The sequence below is a fragment of the Paenibacillus sp. FSL R5-0527 genome (assembly GCF_038008055.1).
GTDB classification, from domain to species: Bacteria; Bacillota; Bacilli; order Paenibacillales; family Paenibacillaceae; genus Fontibacillus; species Fontibacillus macerans.
This window is the reverse complement of the sequence record NZ_JBBOYI010000001.1, coordinates 4,131,618-4,145,846: the sequence shown is the minus strand read 5'-3', so window position 1 is coordinate 4,145,846 and position 14,229 is coordinate 4,131,618. Positions and strand designations below refer to the sequence as shown.

The following is a 14,229-nucleotide window of genomic DNA, read 5'->3' as shown; positions in this document are numbered from 1 at the left end:
GAAGCAGTTATTTGTCTTAATACATTTCCTGCCCCATGGATTTGGCGACTCTTCCCCGAACCTCGTATGCCAATTGTGAAGCCCGAACTGTCGCGTCCCAAACGGCCGGCTCCACAATAGATCGGCAGATGGTCAAAGCTTGTTGGGTCGGCGGAACCATTTGCCTCAAGGTTTGCTCGGCTTGGTCAATGGCAGCCGCGTAACGTGGGCCCGCCGCACGCCGTAGATTTGCAAGAGCTTCCGGAAACGTTTGCCACAATCGGATAATCGAGAGCATACATCCGACGGCCAAAGGAAAATGTGAATACCGGCCACGTCCGGCGGCCAAAAGTTCCGCTGCTCCCAATGCGGAATAAAGATGGTAACTTAATGGCGTGAGATAACGAGAGTGTACAATGTGCAGTTCAGGAAGTCCCCACGCTTCGGGAAGGTATCGAAACTCTGAACTCATGCCACATCCCAACGCAAGAGCTCTACTGACGATCTGGAGATGTTGAAGCACCGAACCCATGGCCTGTCGAAATGAAGGGGAAGCCAAGGGGATTTGTTGAAGTACAGGCTGCAATCTGCTCATCTCCGCATTGGCATCACTCAAATCGAGTTGCGGCATGGTCTCAAAAACGTAGTTATGAATTGAATAATCATTTTGTGAAAATGACATTTGAAAGCTCCTCTCAGGTAAAAGTACATTATTAGGGTATGAGCCTACAAGATTATCCGGCATCGGACATTCGCCCATTTCATGGGCAGTCATCGTCGTTTTTTTCAAATGATCCCGAAACCATTGGAGAATATGATCAAGCCGGACCACCCGGTGCCAAGGTTCTCCTTCGCGGGATAACTCGTGGGTTTCGGTCAAAAATCGAACCATGCGAACTTTACGTTGCAAAAACTTTAAAGCTGTGTAAAACTGTTCCCCTTGTTCGATGGGAACCCGGAAATCACGGTCGCTATGAATAAGCAGCAACGGGGTTTTAACCTTGTCAACAAAGCTGATCGGGGAACGCCTAAGATAACTCTTTGGAAGCTCCCAGGGTGGACCTCCGTATTCCTCAGCACGTAAAAATCCTCCGTCCGAAGTACCGAAGAAACTGTAAAGGTTGCTAATTCCCCGCATGGAAACCGCTGCCTTGAACCGGTTGGTTTGGGTCACAATCCAATTGGTCATGTACCCGCCATAACTTCCGCCTGCCACTCCTAAACGCCCTGGATCTAGGGTTCCCCGCGATAAGGCGGTGTCCACCGCTGCCATCAGATCGGCATAATCATGATTTCCCCAATCCCCCCGGATCGCATCAGCAAGTTCCTGACCGTATCCCATACTTCCTCGAGGATTTACAAAGATAACTGCAAATCCGTTCGATGCAAGCAATTGAAACTCAAAGAAGAAGACATACCCATACATGGCTGAAGGTCCGCCATGAATTTGTAAGATGCCCGGGTGCTTTTCCCCCGTAGAATAAGGCGGATGAAGAATCCAACCTTCTTCTTCCGGGCCGCCTGGCGAGCGGAAGGTAAACCGAGTCGGCCGCGCAAGCTTGACATGATCCAGCCAATTACGGTTCACTCTGGTAATTCGCCGCTGGTTAACGGACTCCTCAGTGATCTCACCCACCCAAATATCGTTAGGAAGCGTAAAGGCGGTCACGGCCATAGCTGCCCTGCGCGTGCCTAAACTGAAACTAAGGTTATAGATGACCAGTTCACCGTGTGTGAGTTGTTTCCCCTGCCCATCGGGAACGGAAAAACGCCAGAGGTGAACCGTCCCATTTGCACTGACATTCATGAAGATCGATTTCCCGTCTGGAGACCAGTGAGGCGTTACGCCCGGCTGCTCAATCCCGAGAAAATCTTTAATCGCATAATCGCCAACCGGATACTTGAACCCTACGGTAAGTTCCCTGGGCTCTCCCCCGTCCAACGGAACAATCCATATCCCCCGGTTGGTATAATATCCCGATTTTCGGTCATGACCTATATAGGCAATGAACCTCCCATCCGGCGACCACGACGGATAAATGGCGGGCCCTGCACTTCGAGTCAGACGGCGTGCCACCCCTCCACCGGATGGAATGACCCAAATATCGTTGACTAAATCCAATTCAGTCCTTGCCGAGATTCGGTTGCCGGCTACCGCTATAAAACGACCGTCAGGGGACCACGCCGGGGAAGAAAAATTATTGTTGCCAAAAGTCAGTTGTTGAAATACGCCTCTTTGGGTACCCTTGACTTGAACAGTGAACAGATGCCAGTTCTTATTTACAAGGAATCCTACGCTATCCAACTTGTACCGAAGCTGGTCTATGACCAATACATTTTGGGAAAATCGTGCTCTGGGATTAAGCGCTTGCTCCTCCTCTCTTTCCTTGTCGCCCGCGCTTAGACGAATGATACAGGCGATTGTTCGGCCATCGGGGCTCCATACCGGCACACCGGCAACGTTTCCTACATGGGAAAACAACCGCGGCTCTTCTCCGTTGTTGCGCATGATCCACAGTTGCCGCGATCCCGAACGGCCGGAAATGAAAGAGATAAATTGTCCATCGGGAGACCAACGTGGGGCATAGTCCAACTCTAATCCTGAAGTCAGGGGGCGGGGTTCATCGTTACCGGAGGTGCTTACGACCCAGATGCGACTCTTATACTTGTTCGTGTGGCGATCCATGATCGATTCAACGTAGGCAATTCTCGAACCGTCCGGCGAGATTTGCGGATCGTTCACGGCCCTCAGATTGAAAAGATCCTCTGAAGTCAATCGTCTTTCATATCTCATATAAATCCTCAATTCGAGACAGTTTTGCCTTCAGCATATGCCTAATTGAGAGTAAGGGTTCGGGAAGAGATATGCTCCGCCTGTTCAAAGACAAGTATACGGACTGGACTGGGTGTCAAGATCAAATGCAGATCATATGCAGCGAGGACGAAAAAGTAAAAAAGTGCAGAACCGAAGTTCTACACTGTCAATAATTTTGTGTAATCCAATTTATAGAGAATCTCCCACGAGGGGGAGATTGGCCCTCACGGCAGATGCTGTGAGGGCACAGTTTGTTAATTAGACGAGCTGCTCCGCTGGAGAAGCGATAGACGTCGTCGACTGCTCCGTCCGTGAATACATCTCGACAAGCGCCGGCGTAAGCCATATGCTGGCGAATCATACAAAAAAACCTCACCGGAATACCGGTGAGGGAAATGGATAAACTTACGCTTTGTAAACCAGATTGATGTGGTCGAGGTTCGTGCTGCTGTTGAAAATAAATTCGAGCTGATAAGCTCCGCGGATATAAACGATTTTCTTCTGCTCGATGCTGCCTGTTTTGAAAACGGTGGAGGAATGAGGCGCCCCCCATTGCTGTACGAGCATCTTCACCGTAATGCCGCCGATATTAGCCTCACGTTCCACATTTGTCCCGAAGTAGCGCATTTCCTGGATTTTGTTCCCCTTATAGGAGATGGCATATCCGGGGTGGCCCATCTCTGCGTGGTAGAAATCGAATGCATTCAAAGCTTTGGCAGGCATTTCAGGCTCGCCGATGGCTTTGATTACGTCCTCGCGAGTGCTTTTTCCTAACGTCAATCCCTCAAGACCGGGAAATTGACCTTGGAGTGCCGGTTTGTAGAATCTTTTCAGTGTCTGTAATGCCTGCTTATAGTAATCCGACGCTGCAGACGATGCGGACGCAGACGCTGCGGCTGCTTTTGCAGGCAAGAGTTCATTCGTAATTCCAGCGGCGCTTAGTGTTAAGGCTCCTACGGCCATAATTGCAACGGTTGCTTTTTTAATTCGTTTCATTCGATTCGTCTCCTTCATTTGCTGTCTTGTAGTAATTGACGCCCCCTCCTTGAATATTGTTACATTAAATTTATGGAAGCGAAGCAGAGATTGCCTGTCAGGCTCAGTTGTTAACGACCGAATGCAAAAAAGAACTGCGCGACAACAGCCGCACAGTTCTCTTCGTTTACCTACCGTTTGTCGCCGGATGGTGCTTAAAGTCCTCCATTCTGCTGGTGTGCTAGCGGACGCAGAATGAACGACTGCTTCCGCCCGTGTCGCTTGTTTATTCGGCTCAAATCGATTGCCGCCACGCCTACTTCCAATAATCTGTTCAAGTTCATCATGCTCGTATAACCATGACTCGAATTCGTTCAAGTCAATTTCTTTATTCAGTGTTCTAGCTCGCAGGGTTCGTTGATCGCCTGTTCCAGCCTTCTGGCTTCTTATTTCCTGGCGATCCCAGGGCCAATGGCCCGTAGCGTGAATAAGGGTGTTAGGTGATGTTGCCGCTTTTTCGAATACTCCCAGTCCACATGTCTCCTCTAAATCACTTTCCCAAACATAATATCCATTTATACATCTTTCCCAGACAAAACAATCTTTTAACGGGTGCTGATTTTCCAATGGAAAATCTTTATGCTCTTCGTTATTCTGAAAAATATTAGTGTAATATTCAATTTCAGGTTCTAGCGCAGCAACTACTTGCGAATCCATGAATTCAGGATCTGCTAACCATATCTTTAAGTAATACGGTTGCTTTAATTGTTCAAGTTTCTTTTGCCAGGCTAAATAGATTTCAATTAATTGATACAAAACTTGTTTTCTGAATTTATAGGTAGGATTCTTCCTTCCAATTTCATTTGGATTAATTTGGTGTAGATTATAAAAAGGTTTAATCCATATTTTCACGTATTCCTTACGATATTTAAGTAACGATTCAATATCTAATTGCTTCTGATATTCTGCCCATGAAGCGAGCTTCCTTACTTTTTTCTTCATGCCTCTTGTCTTCTTATGTATTGAAGTCAGCTTCATGATTTACCTCCTAAATCAAATCGACTTTTCGGCAAAACCGACGAAATTATTATTTAATCAAACCTCCATGCTAGACTAATTCATATGTTACTTGAAAGTAAAAGCTGTTGTTGACCGCAGGCAAAAATATTATCGATGTCCCGCGGCAACGTTTTTTGGCGCTACTTCACGAATACGTTTAAGATCCGAATCCGTAAGCTCAACCTGTAAGGAACCAATATTTTCCTCCAAATATTTCCTTCTTTTCGTTCCAGGAATAGGTACGATATCGTTCCCTTGCATCAATATCCATTTCAGCGCTAATTGAGGAGTGGTGCATCCCTTTTCAGTAGCAATCTCTTGAATCCGATCGACAAATTTAAGGTTTTTCTGTAAGTTTTGTCCTTGAAATCTGGGGAAATTCCGTCTAATATCATCGAACCCCAAATCCTCGTATCGTTGAATAGTACCGGTTAGGAATCCACGCCCAAGCGGACTATAGGCTACAAAGCCGATGCCAAGTTCTCTGCAGGTAGGAAGAACCTCGTCTTCAATGTCTCGGGACCACAAGGAATATTCCGTCTGCACTGCCGATATTGGATGAACCGCATGTGCTCTGCGTATCATGTCTGGTGAGGCTTCCGAAAGGCCGATATAACGAACCTTGCCTTCCTTCACCAGATCAGCCATCGCCCCTACAGACTCCTCAATGGGAGTATAGGGATCAATGCGATGCTGATAATACAGATCGATGTGGTCAACGCCTAGTCTGCGCAAGCTTGCTTCACAAGCAGCCTTAACATATTCCGCTCTTCCGTTAATTCCCCAGTGAGCCCGCCCTTTGTCGCGTACTACCCCGAACTTGGTAGCCAAAATGACCTCATGACGTCGATCTTTGATCGCTTTTCCTACAAGTATTTCATTTTCGCCGACACCGTACATATCCGAGGTATCCAAAAAGCCCACACCAAGTTCCAATGAACGATGAATCGTCCGTATGGATTCTTGTTCATCCCGGTCGCTGCCGTAAAAGTCGGACATGGTCATGCAGCCTAATCCCAGAGCGGATACTTCTAACCCGCTTGCTCCAAGCGCTCTTTTCTCCATAAAAAATCACTCCTCATGTTCAATGTTGAAATCACAATACGGTATATTTTGCAACCTTTCAATCGAACGATCGATCAATTTATTTCAAAAAAATATATCGATCGTTCGATCAATATTTTTCAAAAAAAATGGGCTGCTTATGCTTTAATAGCATTCCAGCTCATTTGAATCATTTTATCGATATTAGCAGAACTGAATTCGTACTCACCATTTATATACTCTTTCCCCATTTGGACAAATGGCAGACAGGAGTAGGTAACCAAAAGATTGGTCTCCGAATCCTTGAATAGTCCTTCTCTGATTCCCCTCTCGAATAGAGCATACATCGGCTTGAACACACCACCGTTTTGATCTTTACAGCTTTTGCGTATAAACGGAGAGTCAAGAAACTGTTCCATTAACAGAAAGTTAGCTTTATTATTCACAATATAATTGGAATAATTACGCAGGATCTTCTCAAAACCATCCTTGACTGACATATCCGCCGTTACACCTTTAAACATCATCTGATGCATTTGTTCCTTGAGGTTAAAATATAGTTTAATCAGCAAGTCTTCTTTACTTTCAAAATAAAAGTAAATGGATGATGAAGAGATGCTTGCCCTCTTCGCAATTTTGGACATGGATATATCGGATAGCCCTATTTCATTGAGAAGTGCAATGGTTGTCTGATAGATAAGGTCCATTTTGTTATCGGATTTATTTTTCATGAACTGATTATAATCGATCGTTCGATCAAAATCAAAATTTTTTCGAACAACATACACATGTCCGAAATAATCAAATTAGTAATAAGTTGACTGCTCATTGGACGATGCCGAAAAAATGCGCGACTTTTCCAATCATCTAACGTTCCTGTACTCCGCTCGATCAAGATCGGAGATCAAACCAGGGTGCTTCGGCTGCCATCCAAGTTGTTCTTGAGTCCACTTGCTGGAAACAGGGTTGTCGGCCGAAACGAAGGTCGATAGCCAGCTAAAATGTTTCACTGCCTTCTTTGCGGATATGGATTGGACGGGCATCTTTAAGTGACGGCCAATGGTGCTAGCGATGTCCCTGAGCGGGATTCCCTCTTCGCCTACGCCATGGTACCGCGCGCCTCCTGGCCCCCTCTCCATGGCGAGCCTAATCAAATGAGCGGCATCAAGTCTGTGCACAGCACCCCAGCGGTTGCTGCCCTCGCCGATATACGACGAGACACCTTTTTTCTGAGCGATAGAGATAATGATGGAGACAAACCCCTGCATAGTATGGTCGTGAACACACGGCGGAAGACGGACAACGGACGCACGAATGCCGTGAGATGTGAACGAGAGTGCGGTATTTTCTGAAGCGGATCGCCCCCATCCGGGAGCAGTAGGGTCCGGCATGTCGCTCTCTTTTCCAATGCGTCCGAGAGCAAGCGACGTTGTCGGAGATATGACTACTAAAGCTCGATCTTCCCCCGTCAGCGAAGACCCTAAAGCCTCAATGGCACGCCTCTCCGTTTCGACCGCAGCAGCTAAAAATCTTGACATAATACCACTTGGACTTCCCCCGAATAATATTCGCAAACGTGCAGAAAAACTTGCATGCGAGAACTTATGATAGAATGCCAGATGAATGGCGGCGTTTGCCCCCTTTGCTCCTTCGCGCAGACTCTCCACGTCTTCAATCGAACCGATATGGGCTTTGGCGCCGGCAGCGATCAAGCCTTTTGCGGATGACTCCGAACGGGCGAGACCGACAACCTCATGGCCCGCGCTGATAAGTTCCTTAACAACGGCAGAACCGATGAATCCTGTCGCTCCTGTTACAAATACGCGCATAAAATATTCCTCCTATTGCAATTTATGTTTTGTCAGTTCACTTGGAAATGCTCCACAAGGTTTCCCCCGGCGCCTTGCGAATCAACTTTGGATTTGACTAGTCCCGGGTGAAATGCAACGGACGTGACTCCTGAACCCTGAAGTCGTTTCGCAAGTTCAAAAGCAAGCAAAGAAAGTTCTGGCGTGAAGAGTCTGGGTTGCCGCATACATATCACTCGTGATGGGCGACTTTCTTTCAGCACATCCAGCAGTTGGTGTGTTAGCAAGAAGCGAATCGACCTCCTTTTATAAATCATTATGAACATCCAAATATGGACTGTCTATGCTTTACAATCCATAATATATGTTATATAGTCTACATTATGATGATTGATATCCTATCAGAAACTTTGATGAAAATGAAGCTCAAGGCGTACTTTTCAGGGGCGTTAGATGCCGGAGGACACTGGGCGGTTGAGTCGCCTTCTTTTGACGGCTTCAAGCTCATTGTTGTCCTTAAAGGAGAGTGCTGGATTTCTATCGAAGGACTTCCGGGCAAGTATCATTTAAAGCAGGGAGACTGCATCCTTCTTACCAGCGGAAAACCTTTTATTATCGCGAAAGATTTATCCATCCAAAGAAAAATTCAGTTCGACGAGCTCAAACGGTCAACTCAGAACGGAGTTATGACTTACAATGGCGGCGGTGATTTTTATTCGAATAGCGCTTATTTTCAATTCGAAGGCCATCTCCCGAAAATCATGTTTGGTAATTTGCCACCAGTAATTCACATACCAGAACACATGGAACAAGCTGCGATTTTGCGTTGGAGTCTCGAACGCTTTAGTAGCGAGGTTCAAGGTGATAAGGTAGGTCGAACCTTGATAATTAACCACCTTGCGCCCATCATGCTTGTACAAATCCTGCGTATTTATCTTGCATCGGCAAAAAATGAAAAAAACTGGCTCGTCGCACTCTCTGATCCAAAGTTGTCGAAAGCCATTGAAGCCATGCACTCAGACTACCAACGCCCCTGGTCGCTCGATGAACTTGCGCGTACCGCTGGCTTGTCTCGATCAGGGTTCGCTCTTAATTTCAAAAAACAAGTAGGCATTGCTCCAATGGAATATTTAACGAACTGGAGAATGCAGTACGCTTGCGAACTTCTCCAATCAGGCGATCATAACGTCGCTACAGTTGCAAGTGCCGTCGGGTATGAGTCTGAGAGCGCGTTTAGTCTTGCATTCAAAAGAATAATTAAATGTCGGCCAGGCTTTTACCAAAAGGCCCATAGAGGCTTGTCGGCGAACGCAGACTCCATAAATTAAGATTTTTCACAGGAATCAGGAAATCCTGCAAGTCGGAGCCAAAAAAAGCCCGCCTTCTCCAAAAGAGAAAACGGGCTGACTCCAGAAGTCCTTACGGTTACGGTGTTAAGTGATATTACGGGCATCTAAGTCTTAATAATCTTTGTATAATGTTTCCTGAAAATAAATTCACTACTTTCATCACTATCTTCTTCCGTTGTTCCCTCCTCTATCTGTAATCCATTATATAATGCGTTTTCAGAAAACCAGTTCACCAGATCGCTTAACTCATAACGTCCCTCATCATCTTGATTCTCATAAAAAGACGTCACTGTTAATGTAAATCCAGGGATTCCAATATCCCCATAAATGATGAATTCGAAATCTTTATTCTTATATACATTCTTTAAGTACTCCTCTACCTTACCTTCCAAAAAGATTAATGATTGCGTAACATCATCTAAACTTATAGTCCCTTTCTTTAACAAACGAGTAAAGCCGTGAATATATCTATAGTTAGTTTGCGCTTCTAAAGGTGTTAGAGCTCTGTCATTTGAGAAAAGAAAATCTGGATGCTCTATAATATGCAGAATTTCTTTATAAGCTTTTTGAGCATGTTTGCTTAAATAAGCAAGCATGTCGATCACGTCCTTTATATCCATTTATGATTTCTCAAAAATATACATATCCTCTTCTTCCCTGACCTTAGTAAACCCGCATTTCGTATAAAAATGGTGATTTCTCACACTCCATTTTGGAGTGTCTAACCACCATTTAGGGTTGTCTAAATAAATGGTTTCTATCTCTTTCATTACTTTCATTCCAATCCCCTGATTCTGATATTTCGGATCTATAAAAATCCTTCCTAAATTAAGAACTCCGTTAGTTCCCAAGAGAATTATTGCCCCTCCAATTATTTCTCCGTCTTTGAGAACTTTATAGTAGTCCCCGTATACCATCATATCCTCTTGCCAGATTGTGGAATCATATCCAGGAGGTCCGCCTATTTCACTATTATTAAATTGCTTAGATTCTTCATCGAAACTTGCCTTCTGAATTTCAGCCAGTTTTTCAGCATCGGCCTTTAATGCCTTTTCAATTATCATCATAGAACTACCTCCCAATATGAGAATTTGTGAACTTAGGTTTTTAGTATCTTGCACAGGTTTCGTCTAACGTTCTTGTATTCATGAAACGCCCCAGCCTTAGATAGCTCCTATCTTCCATCTTCGAATCTTCTTAAGGATATTCCTAGCCCTTTCTTCTGTATGCAATAACTATAGTATCCATCCTTATAAAGACATCTTCCCAAATCATATTTATCCAAATCAATTAGTCCTTTTAGTAACTCATTTTCCTGAGTATCCCATTCAAAGTCATTAAACTTAATTGGAAACTCACCATGTGGATTTTCGGTGTGAAAATATATTGCATCTGCAGAACCAAATCCTGAATCAAGAATGATCCATGTTTGAAATGGTTTATTTTTGTCCTTTGTAAGAATCTCGATCTTATCTAAAAAATGAAGGTACCATTTAATATGACTCCTTCTATTTTTAGCACTATAGTCAGTAATTCCTTTCCAATCTAAATGTATATGGTAAAAGTTATACCAAGAATCATCCTCAAGATAAAGAACTAAATCATCGAGTCTTCTTTGTATAAGCTTGTACCTTCTTCTTAATCCTCTATATTTCTTCAAAGCTTATCCTCACAGTTCTATGTTTTTAATATTGCGTTGGCGTTGATTTCAGAAAACGTTTGTGCATTCACGAACCCTCACAGGCTTAAGCTTTCGGCAGATCCAGTGCAGCGATTGATCCGCCGGGAAACTTAGCCTCGCATGGTTGTCTGTCTGAGTTCACCCCATTGTTTAATATCTTCGGACAGACCAAGGAACAACCAAGCCTGCACGCTGCGTGAATACAGTGTTACCTGAGGTCGCTACTTTATCGAAAAACTCGGCGACCAAGAAGGGCAGCTTGCTGGCCCGACGCGTTTATGCGGTGTTATACGACGGAACTTTGAAATATCCTCATACCTTCTTTGTATTATAAAATCGATAAATTGGTATTTATGTATTCTAAAATAATTTCTACCCTTTCCTCAATTGTCTGTTCTCCTTCAATCTTAATTATTGGGCATTTTAAATCTTCCATCCAATATTCATGAAGCGTTTTACTTCTTACTTCCATTCCAGCCGTATCATATAATGAAGCCCACTCTAAAAATGCTTTTGATTGCTCATACCTTCTCCCACCAGGTAATACTTCTTCACCATATCTATTTATTTCTCTCTCCATAAGCCGCTTTAGTCTAATTTCTTGAGGTACATATAGAAATACGACTAAATCGAAATTATGCTTTAATTTATCTCCCCAACCACAAATCGCCCCAGAAAGAATCCATTTTTTATATTTAGCAAGATCAGCTTCAAGTAACTTTAATCTTTCATTCCGCTCCCTCGGCTTTGTAAATTTCTCTATCCAAAAATAATCATCGCCGTCAAGTGCTATATGAGGAAGACTTGAAGACAATTCTCTTCCAAGCGTTGAAGCTCCTGAACCAGAAGCGCCAAATATATGTATTCGATTACTCAATATTCTTACCTCCGTTGGTTTTCATAGAATGTAAGAAACATTTCTGTATTGTAATCTCCGCATCAGGTGAATCTCTATTTGCGCTCGCCAAAGAATAACCCACTCACTCGCTTAGCGAACTCTTCGATACTGAAGGCGGCCGTATCGATCCGGTTATACCAGTTGGTTACAGTTTCCAGCATCCATAATGGAACCTTTACCCCGCTAATGAGCGGATAAACGTGCTGATACGCCCAGACCAGGTGCTCCCACCTGTTGTCGTTGCCCTCTTTGATATATTCCGAAACATCAAGGACCTTTCCCCTTCCCTCTTGCAAGAGGACGTTCTTAAGATGAATATCCCTTGGGTTCAGCCCTTGACTTCGGACGAACTGACGGGCTTCTTCCACGTCTTGGATGGCTTGCTCGGGAACCGGCACACCGTATAGAAGACAATCGTACAACGTCATACCTTGTTCTAAACTTAAAACCAAATAGTTAGGACCAACACCGTAACATCGAGGGAAATAACACGATCCTTTTAACCGATCATAAATCTTTGCCTCGACATCCTTTTTTTCTAAAGCCTGGGCGGCATACACTTTATACGCGTAATCAGGGGTGGACGGATCATAAAAAACGGCAGCATCCGTACCGATACCGATGCAGCGTAAATTTTCCGGAAACCGAATAACGGAAACTGGCTTATTGTTTTCATGGCCTACCACCTCAGCGAGCCTTAATGCTTCCTCCGCTCGTTTCCAATCCGAATTCATGGCCACCCACTCCTTTAGTTTTGGCCAACGGATCCATAGTTTAGATCTTGACAAGAGGTAACTATCCTCTCTGAAATCCGCCTTCCGAGTGAATGATTTGTCCCGTTACCCACTCAGCTTCTTCACTGGCAAGGAAAGAAACTAAACGCGCTGCATCTTGAGGCAATCCAACTCTTCCCATCGGCGATTTAGTCAAAATATATGCTTTGAGCTCATCATTCATCCACCCTGTATCCGTTGGACCAGGATTCACCGCGTTTACGGTAATCCCTTTAGATGCAACCTCCGCAGACAGTGTTAAAGTAAAGGCATCTATTGCCCCTTTTGTGGAGGCATATGCTATATTTCCTGCCATCGGACCAAGCGATTGTCCCGACGTTAGATTTATTATTCTACCTCCTCCAGAGCAGTCGAAACGACGGGCAAATTCTGCACTTAATAACATCGTTCCCTGTATATTAACCTGATAATGTTTAGTAAGAATCTCAACGGATAAATCTTCATAACTGACATCAACGGAATAGGTCGCATTATTGACTAAAATGGAAGGCTTCCCAAGTCTCTCTTCAACTGTATCCATCAAATTCACAGGTGAATTTGAGTCTGAAAGGTCAATTTCAAGCTTCTCGCAACGTACTCCGTATTTTTGTATCATTTCTTGTAAAATACTGGGTTCATGCGAGTTCATACCCCATGGCATATGACGCAAGCTTTGCGATAAACCACGTCCAAATATTCCTTTTGCTTATCGGGCGTTTTGGCAATATCATCTTGCAATCCCTTAACATAGCTTTTGATGGAGGTAAGCGGCGTCCGAAGATCGTGGGAGATCCCGGCAAGCATTTCATTTCTGTCCCGTTCATATTTCTCGTTCTTCTTCAAATTCGCTTTTAACTGATGTTGCATTTGATTAAAGGAGTCGCAGACCTTCTCCAATTCCTCGGCGCCTTGACAGGAAATATCCTGACTAAGGTCCCCCTCCTGAATGCGCTGCGCACCGTCACAAAGGTGGTTAAGCGGAACCATAATTTTCTCGATCATCTTATTGGCAAAATACAAGCTTACCAGTATGACCATAATGACGATGGCCGAAATGATGAGAATTGACATCATTGCAAATGCGACCGTATGGCCAGCTCCGTCTTCCCGATCGAAGAACCGCGCTACGACCAATGTAACCGGCGTCGTATCGGTCTCTATCCTATTCCACCAAAGATATAAGTCGTCATCCGGAACCCAAAGCGATTGATTGGCCGTATATAGATGGTCCTGGGAAAGGTATTTGGAAATATGCGAATATTCCTTATCGCTCATGTTCGTAAACAGCGTTTGTCCGCCCTGTTTGGCATAAACAAAATAGTTTTTGTCGGCGAATCGATTCATCAACTCGTTCTGAACCTCCGCCTGTTCCGAAATCCCGTTCATGTCGGCTCCATCCATAATGCTCATCATTTCGAGAAAGGTTTCATTCATCGGACTAATCTCTTTAGAATCCGTAGAGAAGAGTGCCTTCACAATGAAGACGAATATGGAGCCGATAATCAGCATGGCGACAAGCGGAATCACAACCATCAACAGATTGTAATTGAATAATCTCTTTTTTATCGTCACTCAATGATCTCCCTTATGTAAAATCGGCCAATAATCGATTATAGAATTGCTTGATAAATCAAGGATAAAATACAAATCTAAATTCCAAAAGTAAAAGATATAAACATTTCATAAACAATAGTCGTTCCTTAAAGGTTTTGACTGCCCACGATGAAGAAAGCGGCGAGGGCTTCGATCGTTCCTTTCACCCTAAGTTGATCGGCTCGTGCGACAAGTACGATTTCGGCATTAAATCAAAGTTATTCTTTTCAAGAACGACACTTTCAAAATCATGAA

The 14,229-nt window shown here is 44.2% G+C and carries 13 protein-coding genes; 1 reads left to right on the top strand and 12 read right to left on the bottom strand.

Annotation, left to right across the window (positions count from 1 at the left end):
• Positions 1-16: 16 nt before the first annotated feature.
• The 5 genes from NYE69_RS18185 to NYE69_RS18165 form a co-directional block, all read right to left on the bottom strand.
• The gene (locus NYE69_RS18185; protein WP_340927311.1) at positions 17-2,773 is read right to left on the bottom strand and encodes a S9 family peptidase; all 2,757 of its coding nucleotides are present in this window, start codon (positions 2,771-2,773) and stop codon (positions 17-19) included.
• 426 nt (positions 2,774-3,199) lie between these two features.
• The gene (locus NYE69_RS18180) at positions 3,200-4,807 is read right to left on the bottom strand and encodes a YjgB family protein (protein ID WP_340927310.1); all 1,608 of its coding nucleotides are present in this window, start codon (positions 4,805-4,807) and stop codon (positions 3,200-3,202) included.
• Positions 4,808-4,936: 129 nt separating this feature from the next.
• Positions 4,937-5,893, bottom strand: coding sequence for an aldo/keto reductase (locus NYE69_RS18175; protein ID WP_340927309.1), 957 nt, complete (start codon positions 5,891-5,893; stop codon positions 4,937-4,939).
• Between the two features lie 137 nt (positions 5,894-6,030).
• Positions 6,031-6,603, bottom strand: a complete 573-nt coding sequence (locus NYE69_RS18170) for a TetR family transcriptional regulator (protein WP_340927308.1) — start codon at positions 6,601-6,603, stop codon at positions 6,031-6,033.
• A gap of 132 nt (positions 6,604-6,735) precedes the next feature.
• On the bottom strand, positions 6,736-7,701 hold the full coding sequence (locus tag NYE69_RS18165) for an SDR family oxidoreductase (RefSeq protein ID WP_340927307.1): 966 nt from the start codon (positions 7,699-7,701) through the stop codon (positions 6,736-6,738).
• 362 nt (positions 7,702-8,063) lie between these two features.
• Between NYE69_RS18165 and NYE69_RS18160 the strand changes: the two genes are divergently transcribed.
• Positions 8,064-9,008 (top strand): AraC family transcriptional regulator, encoded by a 945-nt coding sequence (locus NYE69_RS18160; protein ID WP_340927305.1) that lies wholly within the window; start codon positions 8,064-8,066, stop codon positions 9,006-9,008.
• A gap of 125 nt (positions 9,009-9,133) precedes the next feature.
• On the opposite strand, the gene NYE69_RS18155 is transcribed toward NYE69_RS18160, so the two are convergent.
• From NYE69_RS18155 to NYE69_RS18125, 7 genes are all read right to left on the bottom strand, one after another.
• Positions 9,134-9,625: a hypothetical protein gene (locus tag NYE69_RS18155; RefSeq protein WP_340927304.1), complete on the bottom strand. Its 492-nt coding sequence runs from the start codon at positions 9,623-9,625 to the stop codon at positions 9,134-9,136.
• A gap of 24 nt (positions 9,626-9,649) precedes the next feature.
• Positions 9,650-10,096, bottom strand: coding sequence for a GNAT family N-acetyltransferase (locus NYE69_RS18150; protein ID WP_340927303.1), 447 nt, complete (start codon positions 10,094-10,096; stop codon positions 9,650-9,652).
• A 107-nt stretch (positions 10,097-10,203) separates the two neighbouring features.
• The gene (locus NYE69_RS18145) at positions 10,204-10,689 is read right to left on the bottom strand and encodes a hypothetical protein (RefSeq protein ID WP_340927302.1); all 486 of its coding nucleotides are present in this window, start codon (positions 10,687-10,689) and stop codon (positions 10,204-10,206) included.
• Between the two features lie 349 nt (positions 10,690-11,038).
• Complete coding sequence (locus NYE69_RS18140) at positions 11,039-11,587, bottom strand: AAA family ATPase (protein ID WP_340927301.1); 549 nt, start codon at positions 11,585-11,587, stop codon at positions 11,039-11,041.
• A gap of 74 nt (positions 11,588-11,661) precedes the next feature.
• Entirely contained in the window at positions 11,662-12,342 is a 681-nt protein-coding gene (locus NYE69_RS18135; protein WP_340927300.1) for a serine/threonine protein kinase, read from the bottom strand.
• Positions 12,343-12,403: 61 nt separating this feature from the next.
• Complete coding sequence (locus NYE69_RS18130) at positions 12,404-13,030, bottom strand: SDR family oxidoreductase (protein WP_340927299.1); 627 nt, start codon at positions 13,028-13,030, stop codon at positions 12,404-12,406.
• Positions 13,027-13,953: a histidine kinase dimerization/phospho-acceptor domain-containing protein gene (locus NYE69_RS18125; protein WP_340927298.1), complete on the bottom strand. Its 927-nt coding sequence runs from the start codon at positions 13,951-13,953 to the stop codon at positions 13,027-13,029. The genes NYE69_RS18130 and NYE69_RS18125 overlap by 4 nt, the downstream gene beginning before the upstream one ends.
• Positions 13,954-14,229: the final 276 nt, after the last annotated feature.